At 71.9% G+C, this 26,308-nt stretch carries 1 protein-coding gene; it reads right to left on the reverse strand.

The window, feature by feature from the left end:
• Positions 1-32: 32 nt before the first annotated feature.
• On the reverse strand, positions 33-26,306 hold the full coding sequence (locus UA74_RS16500) for a type I polyketide synthase (protein ID WP_157442263.1): 26,274 nt from the start codon (positions 26,304-26,306) through the stop codon (positions 33-35).
• Positions 26,307-26,308: the final 2 nt, after the last annotated feature.

The raw sequence follows: 26,308 nt of genomic DNA on the forward strand, positions 1-26,308 counted from the left end.
AATACCAAAGGAAACCGGGTAGTCGGGCCGGATCACGAGGTGCCGAACTGCTTGTCGATGAAGTCGAACATCTCGTCGTCGCTGGCTGCGCCGATCCGGTCGGTCACCGAGTCGCCCGCGTGGTCGGCCTTGAGCTCGTCCAATCGGGACAACATGGCCCGCAGTCGGCTGCTCACCGCAGCCTGCGCCGCATCGTCGGAGGTGAGATCGGAGATCGCCGCGTCCAACCGGTCCAGCTCGGCATTCATCGAGGCGCCGGGCTGCTCGTCGGCATCGGCGAGCTGCGCCTGGAGGAATTCCGCCATATCCGCTGCGGTCGGGTGGTCGAACAGCAGGGAGCCGGGCAGGCGCAGCTCGGTGGCAGCGGCCAGCCTGTTGCGCACGTCCAGGGCCATCAGCGAGTCGAATCCGTAGTCCTTGAACGCGCGAGCCGGATCGACCTCCTGTGGGCCCGCGTGCCCGAGGGTCCGCGCGACCTGTGATCGGACCAGTTCCAGCAGTTCCAGTCTCCGCTGGGCGGGCAGCATTCCGGCGAGCCGGTCGCGCAGCCCGGCACCCGCCCTGGCGGCTGTCGAGGACCGCCGGCGGGCGGGAAGCAGCCCGCTGAGCACGGCCGGAACGGCATCGCCCTGCCCACGCAGGGCGACCCGGTCGAACTGGGCGGGCAGGGTGACCGTCTCTCCGGTGGCCAGCGCCGCGTCGAACAGGGCGAGCCCGGTCTCCGAGGACATGGCCACCACGCCGCCTCGGCCGAGCCGAGCACGGTCGGCGTGGTCCAGACCGCCGGTCAGCTCGCTCGTCTCGGCCCACAGACCCCAGGCCATCGACAATGCGGGCAGACCCTCGGCGCGTCGGCGCAGCGCCAGCGCGTCCAGGTAGGCGTTGGCCGCCGCGTAATTGCCCTGCCCCGGGGTGCCGAGGGTGCCCGCAAGCGAGGAGAACAGCACGAACGCGGAGAGATCCAGCCCTCGGGTGAGCTCGTCGAGGTGACGCGCGGCGTCCACCTTGGGCCGCAGCACGCGATCCACGGATTCCGTGGTCAACGAGCCGATCACGCCGTCCTCGAGCACCCCGGCGAGGTGAACGACACCACGCAACGGCCACTCGTCGGGGATCTCGGCGAGCAGGGCGGCCAGTTCCTCCCGGTCGGCGGCGTCGCAGGCCACCACCTCGGCCTGCGCGCCGAGCGCGGCGAGTTCGGCCACCAGTTCATCGGCTCCGGGTGCCCGGGTACCCCGGCGACTGCTCAGCACCAGGCGTCGAACCCCGTGCACCTGCACCAGGTGTCGGGCGACGAGCCCGCCGAGGACTCCGGTGCCACCGGTGACGAGCACGGTGGAGGCGGGATCGAAGGCGACTGCCCCACCGTCGGACGATTCGGGCAGCTCGACCGCCCTCGGCACGAAGGTCGCACCGCCTCGGATCGCCACCTGTGGCTCGGCGGCGGCAAGCACCCCGGGCAGGACGTCTGCCTCGGTCCCGTCGTCCCCGAGGTCGACCAGCAGGAGGCGACCGGGGTTCTCCGACTGCGCCGTGCGCAGCAGCCCCCAGATCGCGGCCGCACCGGGGTCCGGCGTCACGCCCGCGCAGCTGACCGCGTGCCGGGTGAGCACGACCAGCAGCGCGTCGGCGTACCGGTCCTCGGCCAGCCAGTCCTGCACCAGCCGTAGTGCCGCGTGCACTGCGGTATGCGGGTCGCCGCCCGCCAGCGGCGCGATCACGACCTCGGCAGGAACCTCGCCCAGGTCGGCGAGCGAACCGACCGGGCGGGCCGACAGGGCGGTCGCACTCACCGGGACGCCGGTGTCCAGCAGTGCCCACGGCCGGTCCGCGCCGTTCTCGGGCGCGGCGGTGAGCCGGAGCGGCTGCCAGGCCAGTCCCAGGAGCGGCCCGGCCCCGGTCCGGTCACCGCCGAGCCTGCTCCGGTCGAGCGGACGCAGTCGGACCGCCGTCGCGGACAGCACCGGGTTCCCGTCCTGATCGGCAACCGTGACCGACACCTGGTCCTCGCCTGCCACGCCGAGGTGCACCCGGATGCGGCCTGCGCCGGGCGAGTACAGCCGGACCCCGGTCCAGCCGGTGGGGACCAGGCCTCGGCTCTGGTCGTCGGCGATGAGCAGCGCGGTGGTGAGCAGACCGGGATGCAGCCCGAACCGGGCGGCGACCGGGTCCTCCTCCTCGGGAAGGTCGATCTCGGCGAACAGGTCGGTGTCTCGGCGCCAGAGGGCACGCACGGTGCCGAACCGCGATCCGAGCGCAGTGCCCCCGTCGGCGATCCGCTGATGCAGCTCATCGGGGTCGGCTTCGACCGCGTCCGGCGGCCAGTTGCCAAGGTCGGTGCCGGGGTCGGCGAATTCCTCGGCAAGCAGGCCTGCTGCGTAACGGGTCCACCGCCCGGTCCCGTCGTCCTCGTGCGGACGTGCGTGGACGGTCAGCGGGCGGTGCCCCGACTCGTCCGGTGCGGCGACGGCGACCTGCACCTGCAAGGCAGCGTCGTGAGACAGCGGCAGCGGCAGCAGCACGTCGAGCTGGGCGAGGTGGCCGAAACCGACCCGGCCCCCGGCCTGTAGCGCCAGTTCTGTCCACAGCGCCTCGGGCACCACGGTGACGCCGTCGACGGTATGATCGGCCAGCCAGGGCTGGCCGGGCACCGACAGCCGTCCGGTCAACACCACCCCGTCGGCTTCGGCGAGGTCCACCGCCGCTCCCAGCACCGGATGGTCGGCGTCGGCGAGGCCCAGCGACCCTGGGTCGCCTGCGCCTGCCGTTCCGAGGGACACCTCGGGCCAGTAGCGGCTGTGTCGGAAGGGATAGGTGGGCAGTTCGACGTGCCGAGACCGGTGCCCGGCGAACGCGGCCGACCAGTCGATCCGCCTGCCGTAGATCCAGGCCTGGGCGAGGCTCTCGTACAGCTGCGCGAGTCCGCCCTCGTCCCGGCGGAGTGTGCCGACGACCAGTGCCTCGACCTCGACGGTGTCCAGCGTGTCGTGCACGGGCATGGTCAGCACCGGATGTGGCGAGGCCTCCACGAAGGCGGTGTATCCCTCGGCTGCCAGCGCGGCGATCGCGGATTCGAAGCGGACGGTCTCCCGCAGATTCCGATACCAGTACCCGGCGTCGAGCTCGGCGGTGTCGATCCGGCCGCCCGTCACGGTGGAGTAGAACCCGATGCCGCTGCCGCGCGGCGCGACGTCGGCCAGGGCCGTGAGCAGGTCCGCCTCGATCCGCTCGACCTGCGCCGAGTGCGAGGCGTAGTCCACCGGGATCCGCTTCGCCCGGATGCCGTCCGCCTCGCACTCCGCGGCGAACGCGGCCAGTGCCTCGGGGTCGCCGGACACCACCACGGCGCGGGGACCGTTCACCGCGGCCACCGACACCCCGCCGCCGAACTCGACGAGTCGAGCACGGACCTCGGCCGCAGGCAGGCCCACCGAGTACATGCCGCCGTGCCCGGCCAGGGTCTCCGCGATCAACCGGGATCGCAGGCACACCACCCGGGCACCATCGGTCAAGGACAGGGCGCCCGCGACCACGGCGGCGGCGATCTCGCCCTGTGAGTGGCCGACCACCGCATCCGGTGTCAGGCCGAAGGACTCCCAGACCGCGGCCAGGGAGACCAGCATGGCGAACAGCACCGGCTGCACCACGTCCACCCGGTCCAACAGGTCCTGATCACCGAGCGCGTCGTAGACCGACCAGTCCACCCAGCGGTCCAGTTCTTCGGCGCACTCGGCGAACCTGGCGGCGAACGCCGGGGACGACTCCAGCAGTTCCCGGCCCATTCCGATCCACTGTGATCCCTGGCCGGGGAAGACGAAGGCCACCGCGCCGGGGCGGTGCGCGGCGCGCGATTCGGCCTCGCCTGTGGCCAGGGCGCGCAGCCCCGTCAGCAGTTGCTCCCGACCGGTGCTAGCAACGACGGCGCGGTACTCGAAGGTCGACCGGGTGGTGGCCAGCTCGTGCCCCACCGCAGCCACATCGGCCTCGGGGTTCTCCGCCGAGAAGGACAGCAGCCGTTCGGCGTAGGCACTCAGGGCGGCTGCCGAGCGCGCCGAGAGCACCCACGGCACCAGGGCGGGGGCCTGGCCCGCCGGTTCGGGAAGCAGGTCGGCAGGCCCCTCCTCGATGATCACATGTGCGTTGGTGCCGCTGATGCCGAAGGAGGAGATCCCGGCCCGTCGCGGACGGTCCCCGACCGCCCACGGCACCGGCTCAGTGAGCAGCCGAACCGCACCGGCCTCCCAGTCCACATGGGACGAGGGCGCATCGACGTGCAGTGTCCTGGGCAGCACGCCGTGCCGCATCGCCTGCACCATCTTGATCACGCTGGCCACTCCGGCCGCCGCCTGGGTGTGCCCCAGATTCGACTTGACCGAGCCCAGCCACAGCGGCTGCTCGACGGATCGATCCCTGCCGTAGGTGGCGAGCAGCGCCTGCGCCTCGATCGGGTCGCCGAGGGTGGTCCCGGTGCCGTGCGCATCCACTGCGTCCACATCGGACGGCGCCAGCCCCGCGTCGGCCACCGCGCGGCGGATCACCCGCTGCTGTGAGGGGCCGTTCGGTGCGGTCAATCCGTTCGACGCGCCGTCGGAGTTCACCGCCGAGCCCCGCAGCACGGCGAGCACCGGGTGCCCGTTGCGCCGTGCATCGGACAACCGCTCCACCAACAGCACACCGACGCCCTCGGACCAACTCGTACCGTCGGCGGCATCGGCGAAGGGTTTGCACCGGCCGTCCGCAGCGAGGCCGCGCTGCCTGCTGAACTCCACGAACACGGTGGGGGTGGCCATCACGGTGACCCCGCCGACCAGGGCCAGCGAGCACTCGCCCTGCCGAAGTGCCTGGCGGGCCCAGTGCAGCGCCACCAGTGAGGAGGAGCAGGCGGTGTCGATCGAGACGGCAGGCCCCTCCAGCCCGAGTGCGTAGGCCACCCGGCCGGAGACGATGCTCCCGGCCGCGCCGACGCTGACATGCCCTTCCGCATCGTCCCCGCCGCCGGAGAGCAGGGCCCCGTAGTCCTGGTACATGACGCCTGCGAACACCCCGGTCGGGCTGCCGCGCAGTGCGGCCGGATCGATGCCCGCCCGCTCGATCGCCTCCCAGGAGGTCTCCAGCAGCAACCGCTGTTGCGGATCCATCGCCAGCGCCTCGCGCGGGGAGATGCCGAAGAAGCCCTCGTCGAAGCCGCCGACGTCGTCCAGGAAGCCACCGCTGCGGGTGTAGCACTTGCCGGGTGTGCCGGGGTCGGGATCGTAGAGCGCGTCGAGGTCCCAGCCTCGGTCGGCGGGGAACTCGGCGATGCCGTCGCGCCCCTCGGCAAGCAGCTGCCAGAGCTGTTCCGGCGAGTCGACCCCGCCCGGATAGCGGCAGGCCATGGCGACGATGGCGATCGGCTCGTCGTCGCCATCGGGTTGGCTGCGACCGGTCGGGGCGAGGTCGTCGAGAGGTGCCGCGCCGACGAACAGCTCGCCGTCCACCAGTTCGGCCAGCCGTTCCGGGGTCGGGTGATCGAAGATCAGGGTCGCGGGCAGTCGCAGCCCCGTCGCCTCGGCGAGGCCGTTGCGCAGCTCGAGGGCGATCAGCGAGTCGAAGCCCAGTTCCGCGAAGGTCCGGTCGGCGGGCACCGATTCCGCTGAACCGTGGCCGAGTACCGAGGCCACCTGCGCGCGCACCAGTGCGAGCAGGGCACGCCGCCGATCGGCGGCGGACAGCCCGGCAAGCCGTTGGCGCAGGCCGCCCGCGTCCGCTGCGCCGGTGAGCGCTGCGGTGCGGCGGCCTGCCGGCACCAGACCGCGCAGGATGCCGGGCAGCGAGGAGCCTTGCGCACGCAGGGCGGTCGGGACGAGCTTGACCGGTACGAGCAGGCAGTCCCGACCGGAGACCGAGGCGTCGAACAGCGCAAGCCCCTCCTCCGCGGACAACGCCGACACCCCGCCCCGACCCAACCTCGCCGAAGACGCGACGCCCGCCAACTCGCTCTCCTGGTCCCAGAGCCCCCAGGCAAGCGAATGCGCGGTCCGGCCGACGCCGCGCCGATGCTGGGCGAGGGCGTCCAGACAGGCGTTCGCCGCCGCGTAGTTGCCCTGCCCCGGGGTGCCGACCAGCCCGGCAAAGGAGGAGAACAGCACGAAGGCGGACAACTCCGCCGACTCGGTCAGCTCGTGCAGGTTGATCGCGGCGTCGATCTTGGGCCGCATCACCCGGTCGATCCGGTCGGCATCGAGCGAATGCAGCACGCCGTCGTTCACCACCCCGGCCGCGTGCACCACGCCCCGCACCGGGTGTTCCGCCGGAATCTCCCGCAGCGTCGCGGCAAGGGCCGCCCGGTCCGCCGCATCGCAGGCGACGATCCTTGCCTGTGCGCCGAGCGCGGTCAGCTCGTCCAGCAGCTCGACGGCACCCGGTGCCTCGATGCCTCGGCGGCTGAGCAGCAGCAGATGCCGGACGCCGTTGGCCCGGACCAGATGTCTGCTGACCAGCGCACCCAGCGCACCGGTGGCCCCGGTGACGACCACGGTTCCCTCCGGTCCGAAACGCGCAACGGGTTCCGGATCAGGTGCGGCCTGGGTCAGCCTCGGGATCAGAACGCGGCCCGCCCGCACCGCCACCTGCGGTTCCCCGGAGGCGACGGCGGCCGCGAGCACATCGGCGGATGCGGTGAGATCGTCGGTGTCGATCAGCACGAAGCGGCCGGGGTTCTCCGACTGGGCCGAGCGGGCCAAGCCCCAGGCAGCCGCGCCGCAGAGGTCGATGCAGTCCTGCGGGTCACCGTGGTCCGGCGTGCTGTCGGTGTCGACCGCCCCGCTGGTGAGCAGGATCAATCGCGAGTCGGCCAAGCGGTCGTCGGCCAGCCAGGTCTGCAACACGTGCAGCGTGTTGGCGGTGCTGGCGCGGATTCGGGCGGCGGCGGCCTCGCCGTCCCAGGATGCGGCGCGGTACGCGAGCACGACGACGTCCGGTGCGGGTTCGGTGTCGAGTCGATCTATGAGCGCGGCGAGGTCGGCAGGGGTGTCGAGACCGGCGACACTGTTGCGCAGCGCCTCGGTGAGGTCTGCGTCGCCGACCACCGACCACCGCGCCGCCGAGGCCGTCTCGGCCACCGGATGTTCGATCCAGGACAGCCGGTACAGCGAGTTCGCACCGGGTCTGGCAGGCGCGGCAGTGAACGGCCGCAGCACCAGCGAATCCGCCGAGAACACCGGGTTCCCGGCCGGGTCCTCGACGCTCAGGGCGGCGGTGTCGGCGGAGCGGGGCCGCACTCGGACGCGCAGGGTGGTGGCGCCTGCGGCGTGCAGCGCGGCACGCGAGAGCGAGAACGGCACGAGTGGTTGCCCGCCCTCCGCGCCGAGCCCGGTCAGCGAGACCGCGTGCAGGGCCGCATCGAGCAGCGCGGGATGCAGGCCGTACCGACGGGCCTGGGCTCGTTGATCCTCGGAAAGCCGGACCTCGGCGAACACGTCCTCGCCCCGGCGCCACGCGGCGGTGAGGCCCTGGAAGGCAGGGCCGTAGGCCAGCCCCGCGCCGGAAAGCCGGTCGTAGAGCCCGGTGACGTCGATCGGCTCGGACCCCGTCGGCGGCCAGACCGGGTCCACCGTCGCGGGAACCTGTTGCTGCGCGGTCAGGATGCCGGCGGCGTGCTGAATCCAGTCCTGTCCCTCGGTGCAGGAGAAGACGGTGATCGGGCGGCCCTGCTCCGCTGGTTCGCCGACGACGACCTGTAGTCGGGTGTCGTGTCGGGTGAGAGTGAGCGGGGTGTGCAACGTGAGCTCCGCCAGGTGCGGGGCGCCGACGTGATCCCCGGCATGGACGGCGAGCTCGACCAAGGCGGTGCCCGGCAGGATCACCGCACCGTGCACGACATGATCGGCCAGCCAGGGGTGCGTCCGGGTCGAGATCCGCCCGGTGAACACCAGACCGTCGGTGCCTGCCATGGTGACCACGGCACCCAGCAATGGATGCTCCGTCGAGGCCAGACCCGCAGCGGTGACATCGGCTGCGTCCAGTCCCGACTCCGGCCAGAACCGCTCGTGTTGGAAGGCGTAGGTGGGCAGGTCGATCTGTCGGGCGCCGGGGAGCAGTGCGGCCCAGTCCAGCGGGGTGCCGGTGGTGTGCAGGGCGGCCACGGCGGCCAGCAGCGTTTCGGCCTCGGGCCGGTCCTTGCGTTGGGCGGGCACGGCCGTGGCGTCCTCGACGATCTCGCCGATCATCGAGGTGAGCACTGCCTGTGGGCCCAGTTCGAGGAATCGGGTGACTCCGGTTCGGTGCACCGTCTGGATGCCGTCGGCGAAGCGAACACACTCCCGAACATGCCGCACCCAATACTCGGGGGTCGAGACCTCCTCCTCCGCCATCTCACCCGACACCAATGACACCAGGGGAAGCGCCGCAGGCCGATAATCCACCGACTCCACCACCGCCGCGAAATCAGCCGACATCGGCTCCATCAACGGCGAGTGAAACGCATGCGACACCACCAAACGACGAGTCCGACAACCCAGACCCGCGAAATGCCGCTCCACCACCGCGACCGCATCCTCGGCACCCGACACCACCACCGACCGAGGACCATTCACCGCCGCGACATCCACCACACCCGACAGCACCGGACGAACCTCGTCCTCCGCCGCCCCGATGGCCACCATCACCCCACCAGCGGGCAACGCCTGCATCAACCGACCCCGCGCCGCCACCAGACGACACGCATCCTCCAGCGAGAACACCCCCGCGACATACGCAGCAGTGATCTCACCCAGCGAATGCCCCGTCACCACATCCGGACGAACACCCCACGACTCCACCAAACGGAACAGCGCCACCTCAAACGCAAACAATCCAGCCTGCGCAAACACCGTCCGATCCAACACAGAACCAGCACCAGAATCGGAATCGGAATCCGAGCCCTCGAACACCACCTCACTCAACACACCCGGCAACAACCCATCAAAAGCGGCACACACCGCATCAAAAGAACCCGCAAAAACCGGAAACGCGCCATACAACCCACGACCCATCCCCACCCACTGCGCACCCTGACCCGAGAACAGAACGGCCAAGCCACTTCCCCGCCCAGCCACACCCGACGACACCGACGGATGCCTCTCCCCAGCCACCACCGCACGCAGACCCGCCACCACACCCACCCGATCGGCAGCCACCACCACCGCACGATGCTCCAACTCCGCGCGCGAGACACCCAACGAATAGCCGACGTCCGCCAGGTCGAGCTCGGGATGGCGCTCCGCGAAGGACAGCAGGCGGGCCGCCTGCGCCGACAATGCCGCCGAGGAGCGCGCCGAGACCGCCCACGGCACCACGGGCACCGTTGACGGCTCCGCCGCCCCGGCTGTGTCCGGGCCCTGCTCCAACAACACGTGTGCGTTGGTGCCGCTGATGCCGAAGGAGGACACCCCGGCTCGCCGAGGCCGGTCGTCGCTCTCCCACGGCACCGATTCGGTCAGCAGCCGGACCGCACCCGAATCCCAGTCCACATGCGAGGAGGGGGCGTCCACGTGCAGCGTCTTCGGCAACACCCCGTGCCGCATCGCCTGCACCATCTTGATCACACCGGCAATGCCCGCCGCAGCCTGCGTGTGCCCGAGATTCGACTTCACCGAACCCAACCACAACGGCCGCTCGACGGACCGGCCCCGACCATAAGTCGCCAACAAGGCCTGCGCCTCGATCGGATCACCCAGCCTGGTGCCGGTGCCATGCGCCTCCACGACGTCCACCTCGGTCGGTGCGAGGTCGGCGGCGGCGAGCGCCGCGCGGATGACGCGCTGCTGGGCGGGACCGTTCGGCGCGGTCAACCCGTTCGACGCGCCGTCCTGGTTCACTGCGGAGCCGCGCACCAGGGCCAACACCTGATGTCCGTTGCGCCGGGCGTCCGACAACCGCTCCAGCAACACCATGCCCACGCCTTCGGACCAACCGGTACCGTCGGCGGCCTCGGCGAAGGGCTTGCAGCGGCCGTCGGGTGCCAGCCCCCGCTGCCTGCTGAACGTCACGAAGGCACCGGGCGTCGCCATCACCGTCACGCCGCCTGCCAGCGCCATCGAGCACTCGCCGGAGCGCAGCGACTGCGCCGCCAGATGCATCGCCACCAGCGACGACGAACACGCCGTGTCGATCGTCACCGCCGGGCCCTCCAGCCCGAACAGATAGGCGACCCGACCCGAGAGCACGCTCCCGGCCCCACCGGTGCCCTCGTGACCCTGCGAGTCGTCGTCGGCGGCGGCCAACCGGCCACCGTAGTCGTGGTACATCTGTCCGGCAAACACCCCGATGGAGCTGCCGCGCACCGAATGCGGATCGATCCCGGCGCGTTCGAAGGTCTCCCAACTCGTCTCCAACAGGAGCCGCTGCTGCGGATCCATCGCCAGCGCCTCGCGCGGGGAGATGCCGAAGAAGTTCGCGTCGAAACCGGCCGGATCGGTCAGGAAGCCGCCCTCTCGGGCGTAGCAGGTGCCCGCCTTGCCCGGCTCCGGGTCGTACAGGGCGTCCAGGTCCCAGCCTCGGTCGGCGGGGAACCCGCTGATGCCGTCGGTCCCGGCGGCAACCATTCGCCAGAGGTCGTCCGGCGTGTCTGCCCCGCCCGGGTAGCGGCAGCCCATCGCCACGATCGCGATCGGCTCGTCGTGCGCAGGCGTGGGCTGGTCGGGGCCCGTCACCTGCTCGAGCGCGCCGAAGAGCTCGGCATCGAGGTAGGCGGCCAGTGCGCTGGGCGTCGGGTAGTCGTAGACCAGGGTGGCGGGCAACCGTAATCCGGTGTTCTCGATGAGCTGGTTGCGCAGTTCCACCGCAGTGAGGGAATCGAACCCGAGCTCGGTGAAGGCCTGCTCGGGTCGGATCGAGGCAGTCGAGGCGTGCCCGAGCACGACCGCGACCCGGTCGCACACCACGGCGACCAACGCGGCCTGCCGCTCCTCGCGCGGCACCGCTGTCAGCCGGTCGCGCAGACCACCGTCGGACGACTCCGCAGCGGCACGCCGGGTGGGCGGCACCAGCACCTGCCAGAGCGCGGGAAGGGCCTGACCGCCTGCGTTCCGGCTGCGCAGTGCCGCCAGGTCGAGCTTCGCCGGGATGGTCACCGGTTCGCCCGCAGCGAGCGCGGCGTCGAACAGTGCCAGTCCTTCGGCGACCGGCAGTTCCCGGACGCCGCCTCTGGCGAGCCGGGATCGGTCGGTGCCAGACAGGTCCCTGGTGAGGTCACCTGATCCCGCCCACAGCCCCCAGTCCAGCGACAGCGCGGGCAGTCCGGCGGCGCGGCGTTGCTCGGCCAGCGCGTCGAGTGCGGCGTTCGCCGCCGCATAGTTGGCCTGTCCCGGGGTGCCGACCACGCCTGCCAGCGAGGAGAAGAGCACGAAGGCGGTGAGGCCGAGTTCGGCGGTCAATTCGTGCAGGTGCCGAGCGGCGACGATCTTCGGCCGAAGGACCCGGTCGAGGCCCGCGACGGTCTGCGAGAGGAGGGTGCCGTCCTCGAGCACCCCCGCCGCGTGCACCACGGCCCGCAACGGCCGGTCGGCGGGGATCCGCGCCAGCACATCGGCCAGTGCCGCTCGGTCCGCCACATCACAGGCCGCGATCTCAGTCCTGGCGCCCAGTTCCGCGAGTTCGGCGACCAGCGCCTCCGCGCCGGTGCCCCGGCGGCTGAGCAGCAACAGGTCGCGGACCCCGTACGCGGTCACCAGGTGTCGCGCGATCTCGATACCCAGCGCACCGGTACCGCCGGTGATCAGCACCGTCCCGTCCGCACCGAAGGCGCCTGCGGGGACGGCGTCGGCGACGGGGGCCGCGCGGACCAGTCGAGGGACGTAGGCGGCTCCGCCACGGAGGGCGATCTGTGGTTCACCGGAGTTCAGGGCGGCGACCACCGCCGCCTCCGAGGCGGTCGACCCGTCGCTGTCGATCAGCACGATCCGGCCGGGGTGCTCGGATTGAGCCGAGCGCACCAGTCCCCAGACGGCGGCGGGCACCGGATCCGGCACGGTTCCGGCGCAGCCGACCGCGTCGCGGGTGGACAGCACCAGCCTGCGGTCCGCCGAGCGTTCTTCGCCCAGCCAGTCCTGGATGCGGGTGAGGGCGGCGTGGGCGGCGTCGGCGACCACGAAGTCCGCGTCGGCGGACTCCTCGGACGCGACGTCGGCGCCCGCGCTGAGCAAGGTCCACTCCAGGTGGAACAGGGGGTTGCTCGGCGCGGTCTGCCCCGTGGTGTGCCTCGGCCGGAGCAGGAGTTCCGCCACCGAGACGACGACCCGGCCCGCGCCGTCGGCGATCAGCAGCTCGACGGAGTCGCCGCCGAGGTTCCGCAGCCGCAGCCGCACGGCCCGCGCGCCTGCCGCGTGTAGCGAGACGCCCTTCCAGACGAACGGCAGTAGCGCGGTCCCGCTGTCCGTTCCGACGCCGGTGAAGCCGATCGCGTGCAGCGCGGCGTCCAGCAGCGCGGGGTGGATTCCGTAGCCTGCGGCCTCGCCCGCCACGGTGTCGGGCAGGGCGGCTTCGGCGTAGACGGCGTCCCCGTGTCGCCATACCGAGTGCAGGCCTCGGAAGGCGGGGCCGTAACCGAGGCCCGCATCGTCGAACCGTTCGTAGAGGTCGGCCGGTTCGACCGGTTCTGCTCCGGCGGGCGGCCACTGTGCCCAGGTCTCGGCCTCGGGTTCGCGGGTGGCACGGAGCGCTCCGGTGGCGTGGGCAGTCCAGTCCTCGGCGCCGTCGGGCAGCGAGAACACCGTCACCGAGTGCTGTCCGTCGGCATCCGGTGCGTCGACGGCCAGCTGAATCCGGACCCCGCGTTGCCCGTCGAGGACGAGCGGCGTGTGCAGGGTGAGTTCCGTGAGATGCGGGGCGCCGATGTGGTCACCGGCGCGGATGGCGAGTTCCACGAAGGCGGTGCCGGGGACCAACGCGGTGCCGTCGACGGTGTGCTCGGCCAGCCAGGGATGTGTCCGGGTGGAGAGCCTGCCTGCGAGCACGACACCGCCGGAGCCCGGTAGGGCGAGCGAGGCGCTGAGCATCGGGTGGTCCGCTGCGGCCAGGCCCATGGTGGCGGGGTCGCCGTTGGCGGCAGGCCCGTCCAGCCAGTAGCGCTGGTGTTGGAAGGCGTAGGTGGGCAGGTCCACCTGCCGGGCACCGGGGAAGAGCGCCGCCCAGTCCGGGACGGCACCTGCGAGGTGCAAGGTGGCCACGGCGGACATCAGGGCTTCCGGCTCGGGGCGGTCTCGGCGCAATGCCGCCACCGCCGTCGTCGCCGTCGCCGCCGTTGCCAGCCCGGCCGTCGCCGTCCCCGCCGTCTCAGCAGCGGTGACCATCGGCGTGAGCACGGCCTGTGGGCCCAGCTCCAGGAACCGGGTCACGCCGGTACGGCGTAAGGCGGCGACGCCGTCGGCGAACCGGACCGGCTCCCGCACATGCCGAACCCAGTACTCGGCGGTCGAGATCTCCTCCCCCGCCACCTCTCCCGAGACCAGCGACACCACGGGCAGCCGGGCAGCCCGGTACGCCACCGACTCCGCGACCTCGGCGAACTCGGCGAGCATCGGATCCATCAGGTGCGAGTGGAAGGCGTGCGAGACCGCCAGCCTGCGCGTCCGGCGACCGAGACCGGAGAAGTGCCGCTCCACGGCGGAGACCTCGTCCTCGACTCCGGAGACCACCACGGCTTCCGGACCGTTGACCGCCGCGAGGGCCGTGCCCTCGGTCAGCCGCAACCGCACCTCGTCCTCGGACGCCGCCACAGCCACCATCGCCCCACCCTCGGGCAACGCCTGCATCAACCCGCCCCTGCCGGCGACCAGCCGACACGCATCCTCCAGCGAGAACACCCCGGCAAGGTGCGCAGCAGTGATCTCACCCAGCGAATGCCCCGTCACCGCATCCGGACGAACACCCCAGGACTCCACCAGCCGAAACAACGCCACCTCGAACGCGAACAACCCAGCCTGCGCATATACCGTCCGATCCAATTCGGCCCCGGACCCGGACGCACCGTCGGCGAACACCACCGCCGCCAACCTGCCCGGCAACAGACCATCGAACCCGGCACACACCGCATCAAACGACTCCGCGAACACCGGAAACGCGCCGTACAACTCCCGACCCATCCCCACCCGCTGCGCACCCTGACCCGAGAACAGCACGGCCAGCCGGCCCGGCGTGGCGATGCCCGTGACCACCCGCCGATCCAGTCCGCCCGTCGCGAGGACGTCCAGACCCGCCAACAGCTCCGCCCGATCGGCGCCCAGTACCGCCGCACGATGGGAATGGGCCGTGCGGCTGGCGCCGAGTGAGTAGCCGAGATCGGCAAGGCCGAGTTCAGGCCGGTCGGTCACGAAGGAGGACAGTCGGGCAGCCTGCGCGGCCAAGGCCGCCGGCGATCGAGCCGAGAGCACCCAGGGCAGGACGGGCAGCTCGGTCGACTCGGAGCGTTCCGGGTGCGGCGTGAGCGGGCCCTCCTCGATGACCACGTGCGCGTTCGTGCCGCTGAAGCCGAACGAGGACACCCCGGCCCGCCGAGGCCCGTCGCCGTCCGGCCACACCACCTGCTCGGTGAGCAGCCGGACCGAGCCCGAGTCCCAGTCCACCTGCGAGGACGGCTCGTCGACGTGCAAGGTCCTCGGCAGCACACCGTGCTGCATCGCCTGCACCATCTTGATCACGCCGCCGACACCTGCGGCAGCCTGGGTGTGTCCGATGTTCGACTTCAGCGAACCGAGCCACAGCGGCCGGTCGGCGGGGCGGTCCTGACCGTAGGTCGCCAGCAGGGCCTGCGCCTCGATCGGATCTCCCAGCGTGGTCCCGGTGCCGTGCGCCTCGACAACGTCCACATCGGAGGGTGTCAGTCCGGCGTCGGCCAGCGCCCGGCGGATCACCCGCTGTTGCGAGGGACCGTTCGGCGCGGTCAACCCGTTCGACGCGCCGTCCTGGTTCACGGCCGAACCCCGCACCACCGCCAGCACCCGATGTCCGTTGCGTCGGGCGTCCGACATCCGTTCCAGCAGCACCATCCCGACGCCCTCAGACCAACCGGTGCCGTCCGCGGCCTCGGCGAACGGCTTGCACCGGCCGTCCGGTGCCAGCCCGCGCTGCCTGCTGAACTCCACGAACGCGGTCGGCGTGGACATCACGGTCACGCCACCGGCCATCGCGAGATCGCACTCCCCGGAGCGCAGCGCCTGGGCGGCCAGGTGCATCGCGACCAGCGAGGAGGAACAGGCGGTGTCGATGGACACGGCCGCACCCTCGAGCCCGAGGGCGTAGGCGACCCGACCCGATACGACGCTGCCCGCCGCGCCGGTGCCGACATGTCCGTCAGTGTCCTGAGCTGCGGCGGCGACCTGTGCGCCGTAGTCGTGGTACATGACGCCGGTGAACACGCCGGTCGCGCTGCCGCGCAGACTCGCGGGCTCGATGCCCGCGCGTTCGAGGACCTCCCAACAGGACTCGAGCAGCAGCCGCTGCTGCGGGTCCATCGCCAGCGCCTCGCGCGGCGAGATACCGAAGAAGCCGGCGTCGAAACCGGCCGCATCGTGCAGGAACCCGCCGTCACGCACGTAGCTCGTGCCGGGTCGGGTCCGCTCGGGGTCGACGAGGCGATCGAGGTCCCAGCCCCGATCCTCGGGGAACCCGGTGATGCCGTCGCCGCCCTCGACGACCAGCCGCCACAGGTCCTCCGGGGACTGCACACCACCCGGGTAGCGGCAGCTCATCGCCACGATGGCGATCGGGTCGTCGTTCGCCCGCACGGAGGCCGCGACGGGCGCGGCGGCGGTTGCCACACCGGTCAGTCCGACGTCCAAGAACTCCGCAAGGGCCTGCGGCGACGGATAGTCGAACACCAGGGTCGCGGGGAGCGCCAGTCCGGTGACTCCGGTCAGCGCATTGCGCAGCTCGACGGCGGTCAAGGAGTCGAATCCGAGGTCTGCGAAGGACTCGTCGGGCACGACGGCCACCGACGAGGCGTGTCCGAGCACGGCGGCGGCCTGGGCGCGGACGAGTTCGAGCAGGGCGTCCCGTCGTTCGGCCGCAGGCAGCCCGGCCAGTTCGGCCGCAGGCCCCGAACCTGCGGCGCGGACCGCGTGCCGCCGCCTGGATCGGACGAGATCGCGCAGCAGCGGATGTGGCGGTGCGCCGGACGCGGTCAGCGCCGCGATGTCGAGCCGGACCGGTAGCAGCACCGGTTCATCCCGGCCGAGCGCGGCGTCGAAGAGCGCGAGTCCCTCGGCGGCCGACAGCGCGCGGACCCCGCCACGGGTCAGGCGGCTGCGGTCCCGCTCGACGAGTCCGCCGGTCAGCTCCCCGGTCTCCGCCCAGAGTCCCCAGGCGAGGGACTGAGCGGGCAGGCCCTGCGCACGTCGCTGTAGGGCGAGCGCGTCCAGGTAGGCGTTGGCGGCGGCATAGTTGGCCTGGCCGGGCGTGCCCAGCATCCCGGCGGCCGAGGAGAACAGGACGAATGCGGAGAGGTCGAGCCCTTCGGTCAACTCGTGCAGGTGCCGTGCGGCCAGGGCTTTGCCACGCAACACGTGATCGAGGCCCTCGGCGGTGAGCGTGGTGATGGTGGCGTCGTCCAGGACTCCGGCGGCGTGTACGACGCCGGTCAGCGGCCGGTCCGCAGGCAGGTCCGTAAGCAGCGCGGCGAGCGCAGTGCGGTCCGAGACGTCGCAGGCCACGACCGCCACTCGGGCGCCCGACGTGGCGAGTTCGGCGCGGAGGTCCTCGGCGCCGGGGGCGGCCGGTCCGCGTCTGCCGACCAGGACCAGGTCGCGCACCCCGTGGGCGAGGACGAGATGTCGTGCGACCAGCGAGCCGAGCGCACCGGTCCCCCCGGTTACCAACACGGTGCCGGACCCGAACTCCGGTGTGCCGGTCTGTGCCGGTGCTCGCCGGACGCGCGGGGCGCTGACCCGGCCCTGCCGCACGGCAAGTTGCGGTTCACCGGTGGCGAGCAGGGCGTCCAGCACCGTGGCGGCGGCGATGCGGTCGTCGGTGTCGAGCAGCACGAAGCGTCCGGGGTGCTCGGTCTGGGCCGAGCGCACCAGGCCCCAGATCGCCGCCGCGTCCGGCTCCGGTGTGTCGCCGGTCGCGTCGGCGGTCATGATGACCAGGCGGGAGTCGGCGAGGCGTTCCTCGGCAAGCCAGTCCTGGACGAGGGCGAGCGCACCGAGGCAGTCGGCCGGGCTCGGCGCGAGCAGCACCTCGGGTGCGATCTCGGCGGCCGAGGCGAGGTCGGCACAGGTCTCGGCCCGCAGTGCCTCGGCGAGTGCCGGCTCGCCGCCGAGCACGGCCCGGTGGGTCCGTCCGATACCCGTCGGGAGCTCTAACGGCGTCCAGTCGAGGTGGAAGAGGGCGGTGCGCGCAATCGCCGAGGTCGAACTGCCCGGCTCCGAGGAGATCGGGCGCAGCACGAGATCCCGCACGGTGGCGACCGGGTGACCGTCCTCGTCGGCGAGCACGAGCGACAGGGAATCAGTACCCCGGGGCCGCAGTCGTACCCGCAGGGCGGCCGCGTGCGCGGCGTGCAGGGTGACCCCGGACCAGGCGAACGGAAGCAGCGCGCGGTCGGTCGCGGCGGCGAGCGGGGTATGGCCTGCGGCGTGCAGGGCCGCGTCCAGCAAGGCGGGGTGCAACCCGAACCGGCCTGTGTCGGCAACGATCTCGGTGTCCAGTGCGACCTCGGCGTACACGTCCTCGCCGTGTCGCCAGGCAGCGCGTAGGCCTCGGAATGCCGGGCCGTAGTCCAGTCCTGCCTCGGCCAGCTCCGCATAGCCGCCGGTCAGGTCGATCTGTTCGGCGCCGGCAGGCGGCCACGGGGCGAGGGTGAACTCCTCGGTCGGGCCCTCCGGCGCCAGTACACCCGTGGCGTGGCTGGTCCAGGGCTGCTCGTCCGCACCGGGACGGGCATAGATCTGTAGCTCGCGGTCGCCGTTCTCGCCTGCCGCGCCGAGCACCACCTGCAACTGCACGACCTCGGCATCGGGCAGCACGAGCGGGGCGTGCAGGGTGAGTTCGCGCAGCTGCGGGCAGCCCGCCTGGTCACCGGCCCGGATCGCCAGTTCGACCAGGGCCGAGCCGGGGAGCACCGGGACCCCGGAGACGACGTGGTCGGCCAGCCATGGGTGGGTGCGGGTGGACAGCCGCCCGGTGAGTACCAGGCGGTCGGAGTCTGCCAGCCAGATCGCGGCGCCGAGCAGCGGGTGGTCGGTTCTCTCCAGTCCCAGCGAGGCCGGGTCGCCGCCGTCCGAGGTCGCGTCCAGCCAGTAGCGCTGGTGTTGGAACGCATAGGTGGGCAGGTCGATCCGGTGGGCACCGGGCAGCAATGCGTCCCAGTCCAACGGAATGCCGGTGGTGTGCAGGGTGGCCAGGGCGGCCAGCAGGGTCTCGACCTCGGGCCGATCCCGGCGCGAGGCGGCCACCGCCGCCGATTCGGCGACGATCTCCCCGACCGAGGGAGTGAGCACGGCCTGTGGGCCCAGCTCCAGGAACCGGGTCACGCCGGTACGGCGTAAGGCGGCGACGCCGTCGGCGAACCGGACCGGCTCCCGCACATGCCGAACCCAGTACTCGGCGGTCGAAATCTCCTCCCCCGCCACCTCTCCCGAGACCAGAGACACCACGGGCAGCCCGGCAGCCCGGTACACCACCGACTCCGCCACCTCCGCGAACTCGGCGAGCATCGGATCCATCAGATGCGAGTGGAAGGCGTGCGACACCGCAAGCCTGCGAACCTTGCGACCCAGACCGGAGAAGTGCGCCGCCACCGTCGACACCGCGTCCTCGACACCGGACACCACCACCGAGCCCGGGCCGTTGACCGCCGCGATGCCCACCACATCCGACAACAGGGGCCGAACCTCGTCCTCGGACGCCGCGACAGCCACCATCGCCCCGCCCTCGGGCAACGCCTGCATCAACCGACCCCTGGCGGCGACCAGCCGACAGGCATCCGACAACGAGAACACCCCGGCAAGGTGCGCAGCAGTGATCTCACCCAGCGAATGCCCCGTCACCGCATCCGGACGAACACCCCAGGACTCCACCAGCCGAAACAGCGCCACCTCAAACGCGAACAAACCCGCCTGCGCAAACACCGTCCGATCCAACTCAGAACCCGACCCAGAACCAGAACCGGACTCAGACTCAGACTCGGAGTCGGGCGCCCCGAACACCACCTCCGCCAACCCACCCGGCAACACACCATCGAACCCGGCACACACCGCATCAAAAGACTCCGCGAACACCGGAAACGCGCCGTACAACTCACGACCCATCCCCACCCGCTGCGCACCCTGACCCGAGAACAGCACCGCCAGCAGACCGGAGCCTGCGCCTGCGGTACCGGTGATCACCCGCCGGTCCGCACCGCCTGCGGCGAGCACACCCAGACCGGCGAGCAACTCTGCCCGGTCGGCACCCAGCACCACCGCACGATGGGAATGCAGCGAGCGGGAGACACCCAGCGAGTACGCGGTGGCCGCCGGGTCGAGCTCGGGAGTTCCGTCCGCAAAGGACAGCAGCCGCGCGGCCTGGGCCCGCAGCGCCTCCGGCGACCGCGCCGAGACCACCCACGGCACCACCGGCAGCGACGCCGCAGGCACCGGCAGCCCCGGGGACGCCGCCCCGGCGGACGGTTCCTCCGGTGCCTGTTCCAGGACGATGTGCGCGTTGGTGCCGGAGATTCCGAAGGAGGACACCCCGACCCGCCGGGGCCGGTCCACCGCAGGCCACTGGACCTGCTCGGTCAACAACCGCACCGCACCCGCATCCCAGTCCACATGCGAGGACGGCGCATCCACATGCAAGGTCTTGGGCAGCACACCGTGGCGCATCGCCTGCACCATCTTGATGACGCCGCCGACCCCGGCCGCAGCCTGGGAATGACCGATGTTCGACTTCAACGAACCAAGCCACAACGGCCGATCCGGCAGACGATCCCGACCGTAGGTGGCCAACAACGCCTGCGCCTCGATCGGGTCACCCAAGGTCGTGCCCGTCCCGTGCGCCTCCACCGCGTCCACCTCCGACGCGACAAGACCCGCATCCGCCAACGCACGCCGAATCACCCGCTGCTGCGCCGGACCGTTCGGCGCCGTCAGTCCGTTCGACGCGCCGTCCTGGTTCACCGAGGAGCCGCGCAGCACGGCGAGCACGCGGTGTCCCTTGGCCTTGGCGTCCGAGAGCCGCTCCAGCAGCACCAGACCGACGCCCTCCGACCAGCCGGTGCCGTCCGCCGCCTCGGCGAACGGCTTGCACCGGCCGTCGGCGGCCAGCCCGCGCTGCCTGCTGAACTCCACGAAGGGCATCGGCGAGGACATCACCGTCACGCCGCCTGCCAGCGCCATCGAGCACTCGCCGGAGCGCAGCGACTGCGCCGCCAGATGCATCGCCACCAGCGACGACGAACACGCCGTGTCGATCGTCACCGCCGGACCCTCCAGCCCGAACAGATAGGCGACCCGACCGGAGGCGATGCTGCCCGCGCTGCCGCTGCCGAGGTAACCCTCGAACTCCTCCGGGACCTCGTGCAGCCGGGCTGCGTAGTCGTGGTGCATCATGCCCGCGAACACGCCGGTCGCGGTGCCGCGCAGGCTCTCCGGGTCGATTCCGGCGCGTTCAAACAGCTCCCACGAGGCCTCCAGCAGCAGTCGCTGCTGCGGATCGACCGTCAGCGCCTCCCGGGGACTGAGCCCGAAGAACGCCGCGTCGAACCGGTCCGCATCGTGGAGGAAACCGCCCTCGCGGGCGTAGCTGGTGCCCGCGACGTCCGGATCGGCGTTGTAGAGCCGGTCCAGGTCCCATCCCCGGTTCACCGGGAATCCGGTGATCCCGTCGCGTCCCTCGGCCACCAACCGCCACAGGTCTTCCGGCGAGGCGACCCCACCCGGGTAGCGGCAGCTCATCGCCACGATCGCAATCGGTTCGTCCGGTGCGGCGAGGACCGCAGGGGCGGTGTCGACCGGGCGCAGACCCGCGAGTTCGGTGTGGAGCAGTTCCACCAGCGCGGCCGGGGTCGGGTGGTCGAACACCAGCGTCGCGGGCAGTCGGACACCGGTTTCCGAGGTCAGCCGGTTGCGCAGTTCGATCGAGGTGAGCGAGTCGAACCCGAGATCACGGAAGGCGCGGGACACCTCGACCGAGGCGGCCGAATCGTGCCCGAGCACCTCCGCGATCTTCGCCCGGACCAGGTCGGTCAGCACCCGGTCCCGTTCGGCCTCGGTCAGACCCGCCAATCGCGCGGCAAGCGGTGCGGCGCCCGCTGCGGCACCGGCTGCGACGATCCGCCGCCGGGTGGCCTGCACCCGGTCGCGCAACACGGTGGGGACCGCCTCGCCGTGGCCGCGCAGCGTCGCCAGGTCCAGCCGGACGGGCACCAGCGCGCCCCCTGATCCGGCGCAGGCCGCGTCGAACAGCGTCAGACCGTCCTCGGTGGACAGCGGGAGCACGCCGCCTCTGGCGGCGCGATGCAGATCGGTCTCCCCGAGGTTCGCCGTCATCGCACTGGTCTCGGCCCACATGCCCCAGGCCAGTGCGAGGGTGGGAAGACCGGCGGCTGCTCGGAACCCGGCGAAGGCATCGAGGAAGGAGTTCGCGGCCGCGTAACCGGACTGACCCGGCCCGCCGAAGACCCCGGCGGCCGAGGAGAACAACACGAAGGCGGACAGGTCCCGGCCTGAGGTCAGTTCGTGCAGGTTGACTGCGGCGTCCACCTTCGCGCGCAGCACCGCTGCCACTCTCGGCGCGGTCTGGGAGCCGACGACGCCGTCGTCCAACACCCCCGCCACGTGCACCACCCCGCGCAACGGGTGCTCCGAAGGGATCGTGTCGAGTGCTGCGGCCAGCGCCGCGCGGTCCGCCGCATCGGCGGCCACCAACTCGGCATGCGCACCCAGCTCCGCGAGTTCCGCACACAGTTCGACGGCCCCCGGGGCCTGCGCGCCCCGGCGGCTCAGCAGGAGCAGTCTGCGAACGCCGTGGACGCGAACCAGGTGGCGGGCGAGCAGACCGCCCAGTGCACCGGTCGCGCCGGTCACCAGCACGGTGCCCTCGGGGCCGAACTCCGCGGCCGGGGCAGGCCGCTCGTCCTTGACGGCCCGCACCAGCCGAGGCACGAAGATCGCGCCCGATCGGACCGCCAGCTCCGGCTCGCCCGAGGTGAGCAGGGCGGGCAGGACACGCACCGAGCTCTCGTCCTCGTCGATGTCGATCAGCACGATCCGACCGGGATGCTCCGACTGCGCCGAGCGCACCAGCCCCCAGGCCGCAGCCGAGGCCGGATCAAGCGGTGCGCCGCCGCAGTCCACCGCGCCGCGACCGAGGACCACCAGTCGGGTGTCGACGAACCGCTCCTGCCCGAGCCAGTCCTGCACGGCGGTCAGCGCCCGCAGGGTACGTGCGTGTGCCGTCGCGGCGAGATCCCCCTCGGAGGGCACCGCTGCGGCCAGGTCCAAGACGAGCACCTCGGGAGCCGGACCGTCGGGCGCCTGCCCCTCGGCCGCCGCATCGGGCGCCAGCACCTCCAGCGCCGCCACGTGGTCGGAGAGTGCGGACCGCACCGGGGAATCGACGAGCAGCGCCCACCGCTCGGCGGAGGCGACCGCCTTGGTGGGCAGCGGGGTCCAGCCGCACCGGAACAGGGAGTTGCGGACCACCCCGGGCGCAGGCGCGAGCTGCTCGGCCGCCTGCGGGCGCAGCGAGAGGGAGTCGACCTCGGCAACCGGTTCACCGGTGCCGTCGGCCACGGCCAGCGAGATCGATTCCTCGCCGCTCCGCCGCAGCCGTACCCGCAGCACGGTTGCGCCCGTGGCGTGCAGCGTCACCCCCGTCCAGGAGAACGGCAGTACGGCACCGCCGCCGCCCACCCCGGTATGGCCTGCCGCGTGCAAGGCGGCGTCGAGCAGCGCCGGGTGCAGCGCGAACTCGCCGGTCGCCCCCTCGGGCAGCGCGACCTCGACGAAGACGTCGTCACCGGAGGTCCACACCGCGCGCAGGCCGCGAAACACCGGTCCGTACTCCAGACCGACCTCGGCCAGCCGGTCGTAGAAGGACTCCGGATCGAGGTCCACCTCGGCCGCACCCGCAGGCGGCCACTCGGCAGCCGGGAAATCCGCCGGTTCCGCCGCGCTGCCCAGCAGGCCGTGCGCGTGCAGTGTCCACGGTTCATCCTCGGCCTCGGACGAGGGTCGCGAGTAGATGCGCAGGGAACGGGCGGCCGAGCCGTCCGGTGCGCCCACCACGACCTGGAGCCGCACCGCGCCCTCCTCGGGCAGCGTCAGCGGCGCCTGGAGGGTCAGTTCCTCCACCCGGGGGCAGCCCGCCCGGTCCCCCGCGTGCAGGGCGAGCTCGACCAACGCGGTCCCCGGCAACACGACCGCCCCGGCGACGCGGTGCTCGGTCAGCCAGGGGTGGCTGCGCACGGACAGCTGCCCGGTGAGCAGACTCCCGTCCGAGTCGGCGAGCGCGATCGCCCCGGCGAGCAGCGGATGCGCTGCGGCGGCCAGGCCCATGGCCTCGGGGTTCTCGGCGACGACCGGAGCATCGAGCCAGAAGCGCCTGCGCTGGAACGGATAGGTGGGCAGGTCCACGCGCGGCGACGCGGTGCCGTCGAACACCAGCGGCCAGCCGATCTCGGCGCCGTGGCAGTGCAGGCGGGCCAGCGCCTCGGTGACCGCCCGAGGTTCCGGTCGGTCGCCACGCAGCAGCGGGGTCGCCACGATGTCCTCGGCACCGTCGAGGCAGTCCTGCACCATCGCGGTGAGCGTGCCGCCGGGCCCGATCTCCAGGAAACGGGTGACGCTCTTCCCTCGGAGGAAGGCGATGCCGTCGCGGAAGCGGACGGCCGCGCGCACGTGCCGCACCCAGTAGTCGGGCGAGGTCAGTTCCTTGATCTTGGCCTGCACGCCGGTCACGTTGGACACCACGGCCAGCCGGGGCCGCCGGTAGGTCACGGTCCGCGCGACCTGCTCGAACTCGCCGAGCATCTCGTCCATCAGCGGCGAGTGGAACGCGTGCGACACGGCCAGCCGCCTGGTCTTGCGGCCGCGCTCGACGAACTCCGCCGCCAGGGCGGCGACCGCCTCCTCCGCACCAGAGACCACCACGGAGGCAGGCCCGTTGATCGCGGCGATTCCCGTCTGCTCGGTCAGCAGCGGGGTCACCTCGTCCTCGGTGGCCGCGATTGCCACCATCGCCCCGCCCGTGGGCAGGGCCTGCATCAGTCTGCCGCGCGCGCCCACCAGCCTGCAGGCGTCCGGCAGCGAGAACGCCCCGGCCAGATGCGCCGCGACCAGCTCGCCGATGGAGTGACCGACCAGGTAGCGGGGGCGCACGCCCCAGGACTCGACCAGCCGGTAGGCGGCCACCTCCACCGCGAACAGCGCGGCCTGAGTGAAGACGGTGCGGTCGAGAAGAGCGGCCTCGGGGCTGTTCTGCGACGCGAAGACCACCTCGCGCAACGGCTGCGGCAGCTCGGGGTCGAGATGCGTGCACACCTCGTCGAAGGCCCGGGCGAACACCGGGTACGACCGGTACAGCTCCAGGCCCATCCCCGGGCGCTGGGAGCCCTGACCGGAGAACAGGAACGCGAGCCTGCCGGTGCCTGCCGGGCCGCGCACCAGCTGCGCCGAACCGGTTCCGTCCGCGAGCGCGCGCAGCCCGCCGAGCAGCTCCGCACGATCGGTGCCCAGCACCACCGCGCGGTCGTCGAAGTGGGTGCGGGTGGTGGCCAGCGCCTGTCCGACATCCACCGTGGGCAGATCGGGACGCTGCTCCAGCAGCGCGAGCAGCCGCTCGGCCTGCTCGTGCAACGCCTGCCCGGTGCGTCCGGAGAGAAGCCAGGGCACGATCTCGGGCCGGGCGGCCTCGACCTGATCCGACGCGGCCTGACCCGGCTCGGCCTGATCCGATTCGACCGGGTCCGGCTCGGCAGGGTCCGGTTTTGGGGCCTGCTCGACGATGACGTGCGCATTCGTGCCGCTGACGCCGAACGAGGAGATCCCTGCCCTGCGCGGCCGGTCCGAAACAGGCCAGTCCACCGGTTCGGCGAGCAGGCGCACCGCGCCCGCCGTCCAATCCACCGAGGTGGTGGGCTGGTCCGCGTGCAGGCTCTTGGGCAGCAGGCCGTGGCGCAGGGACTGCACCATCTTGATCACCCCGCCGACGCCGGCAGCGGCCTGGGTGTGCCCGATGTTGGACTTCAGCGCGCCGAGCCACAGCGGCCGGTCCGCTGGACGGTCCTGACCGTAGGTGGCCAGCAGCGCCTGCGCCTCGATCGGATCACCCAGCGTGGTACCCGTGCCGTGCGCCTCCACGGCATCCACATCGGACGCCGCGAGGCCGGCATCGGCCAGCGCCTGCCGGATCACCCGCTGCTGGGCGGGACCGTTGGGCGCGGTGAGCCTGCTGCTGGCGCCGTCCTGATTGATCGCCGAGCCCCGGAGCACCGCGAGCACCTCGTGCCCGTTGCGCCGGGCGTCGGAGAGTCGCTCCAACAACACCAGACCGATGCCCTCTGCCCAGCCGGTGCCGTCTGCCGACGCCGAGAACGGTTTGCACCGGCCGTCGGCGGCCAGACCGCGCTGTCGGCTGAACTCCACGAAGGTGTTCGGCGTCGACATCACCGTGACCCCGCCCGCCAACGCCAGCGTGCACTCGCCTCGACGCAGGGCCTGCATCGCCCAGTGCATGGCGACCAGCGACGAGGAGCACGCCGTGTCGATGGTGACCGCAGGGCCTTCGAGACCGAACGTGTAGGCCACTCGCCCGGACGCGATGCTCGGCGCGCTGCCGTTGCCGAGGTAGCCCTCCAGCCCGGCAGGTGCGCTGGTGAACCGGGCGCCGTAGTCGTTGTACATGATGCCGGTGAACACGCCGGTCCGGCTGCCGCGCAGATCTGCGGGCGGGATGCCTGCCCGCTCGAACGCCTCCCAGGTGGCCTCCAGAAGCAGGCGCTGTTGCGGATCGGTGGCCAGCGCCTCCCGTGGATTCAGCCCGAAGAAATCGGGGTCGAAATCGGCGGCGTCGTGCAGGAAACCGCCCGCCCTGGCGTAGGTGGTACCAGCCGAATCCGGATCGGGATGGTAAATCCGCTCGGTGTCCCAGCCCCGGTCGGCGGGGAATTCGGTGATGGCCTCCCCGCCGGATTCGACCAGCCGCCACAGGTCCTCCGGAGAGGTGACGCCGCCGGGATAACGACAGCTCATCGCGACGATCGCAATGGGCTCACGCTCGCGGTCATCGAGCTCGCGCAGCCGCTGCCGCGTTCGCTGCAGGTCGGTCGTGACCCGCTTGAGATAATCCCGAAGCTTGCCGTCGCTCATTG

It is taken from the genome of Actinoalloteichus fjordicus, from assembly GCF_001941625.1.
Lineage (GTDB): Bacteria > Actinomycetota > Actinomycetes > Mycobacteriales > Pseudonocardiaceae > Actinoalloteichus_A > Actinoalloteichus_A fjordicus.

Bases quoted from the DNA above. Each gene is read 5' to 3' on its own strand.
- UA74_RS16500 (WP_157442263.1), bottom strand. From the start codon at position 26,306: ATGAGCGACGGCAAGCTTCGGGATTATCTCAAGCGGGTCACGACCGAC.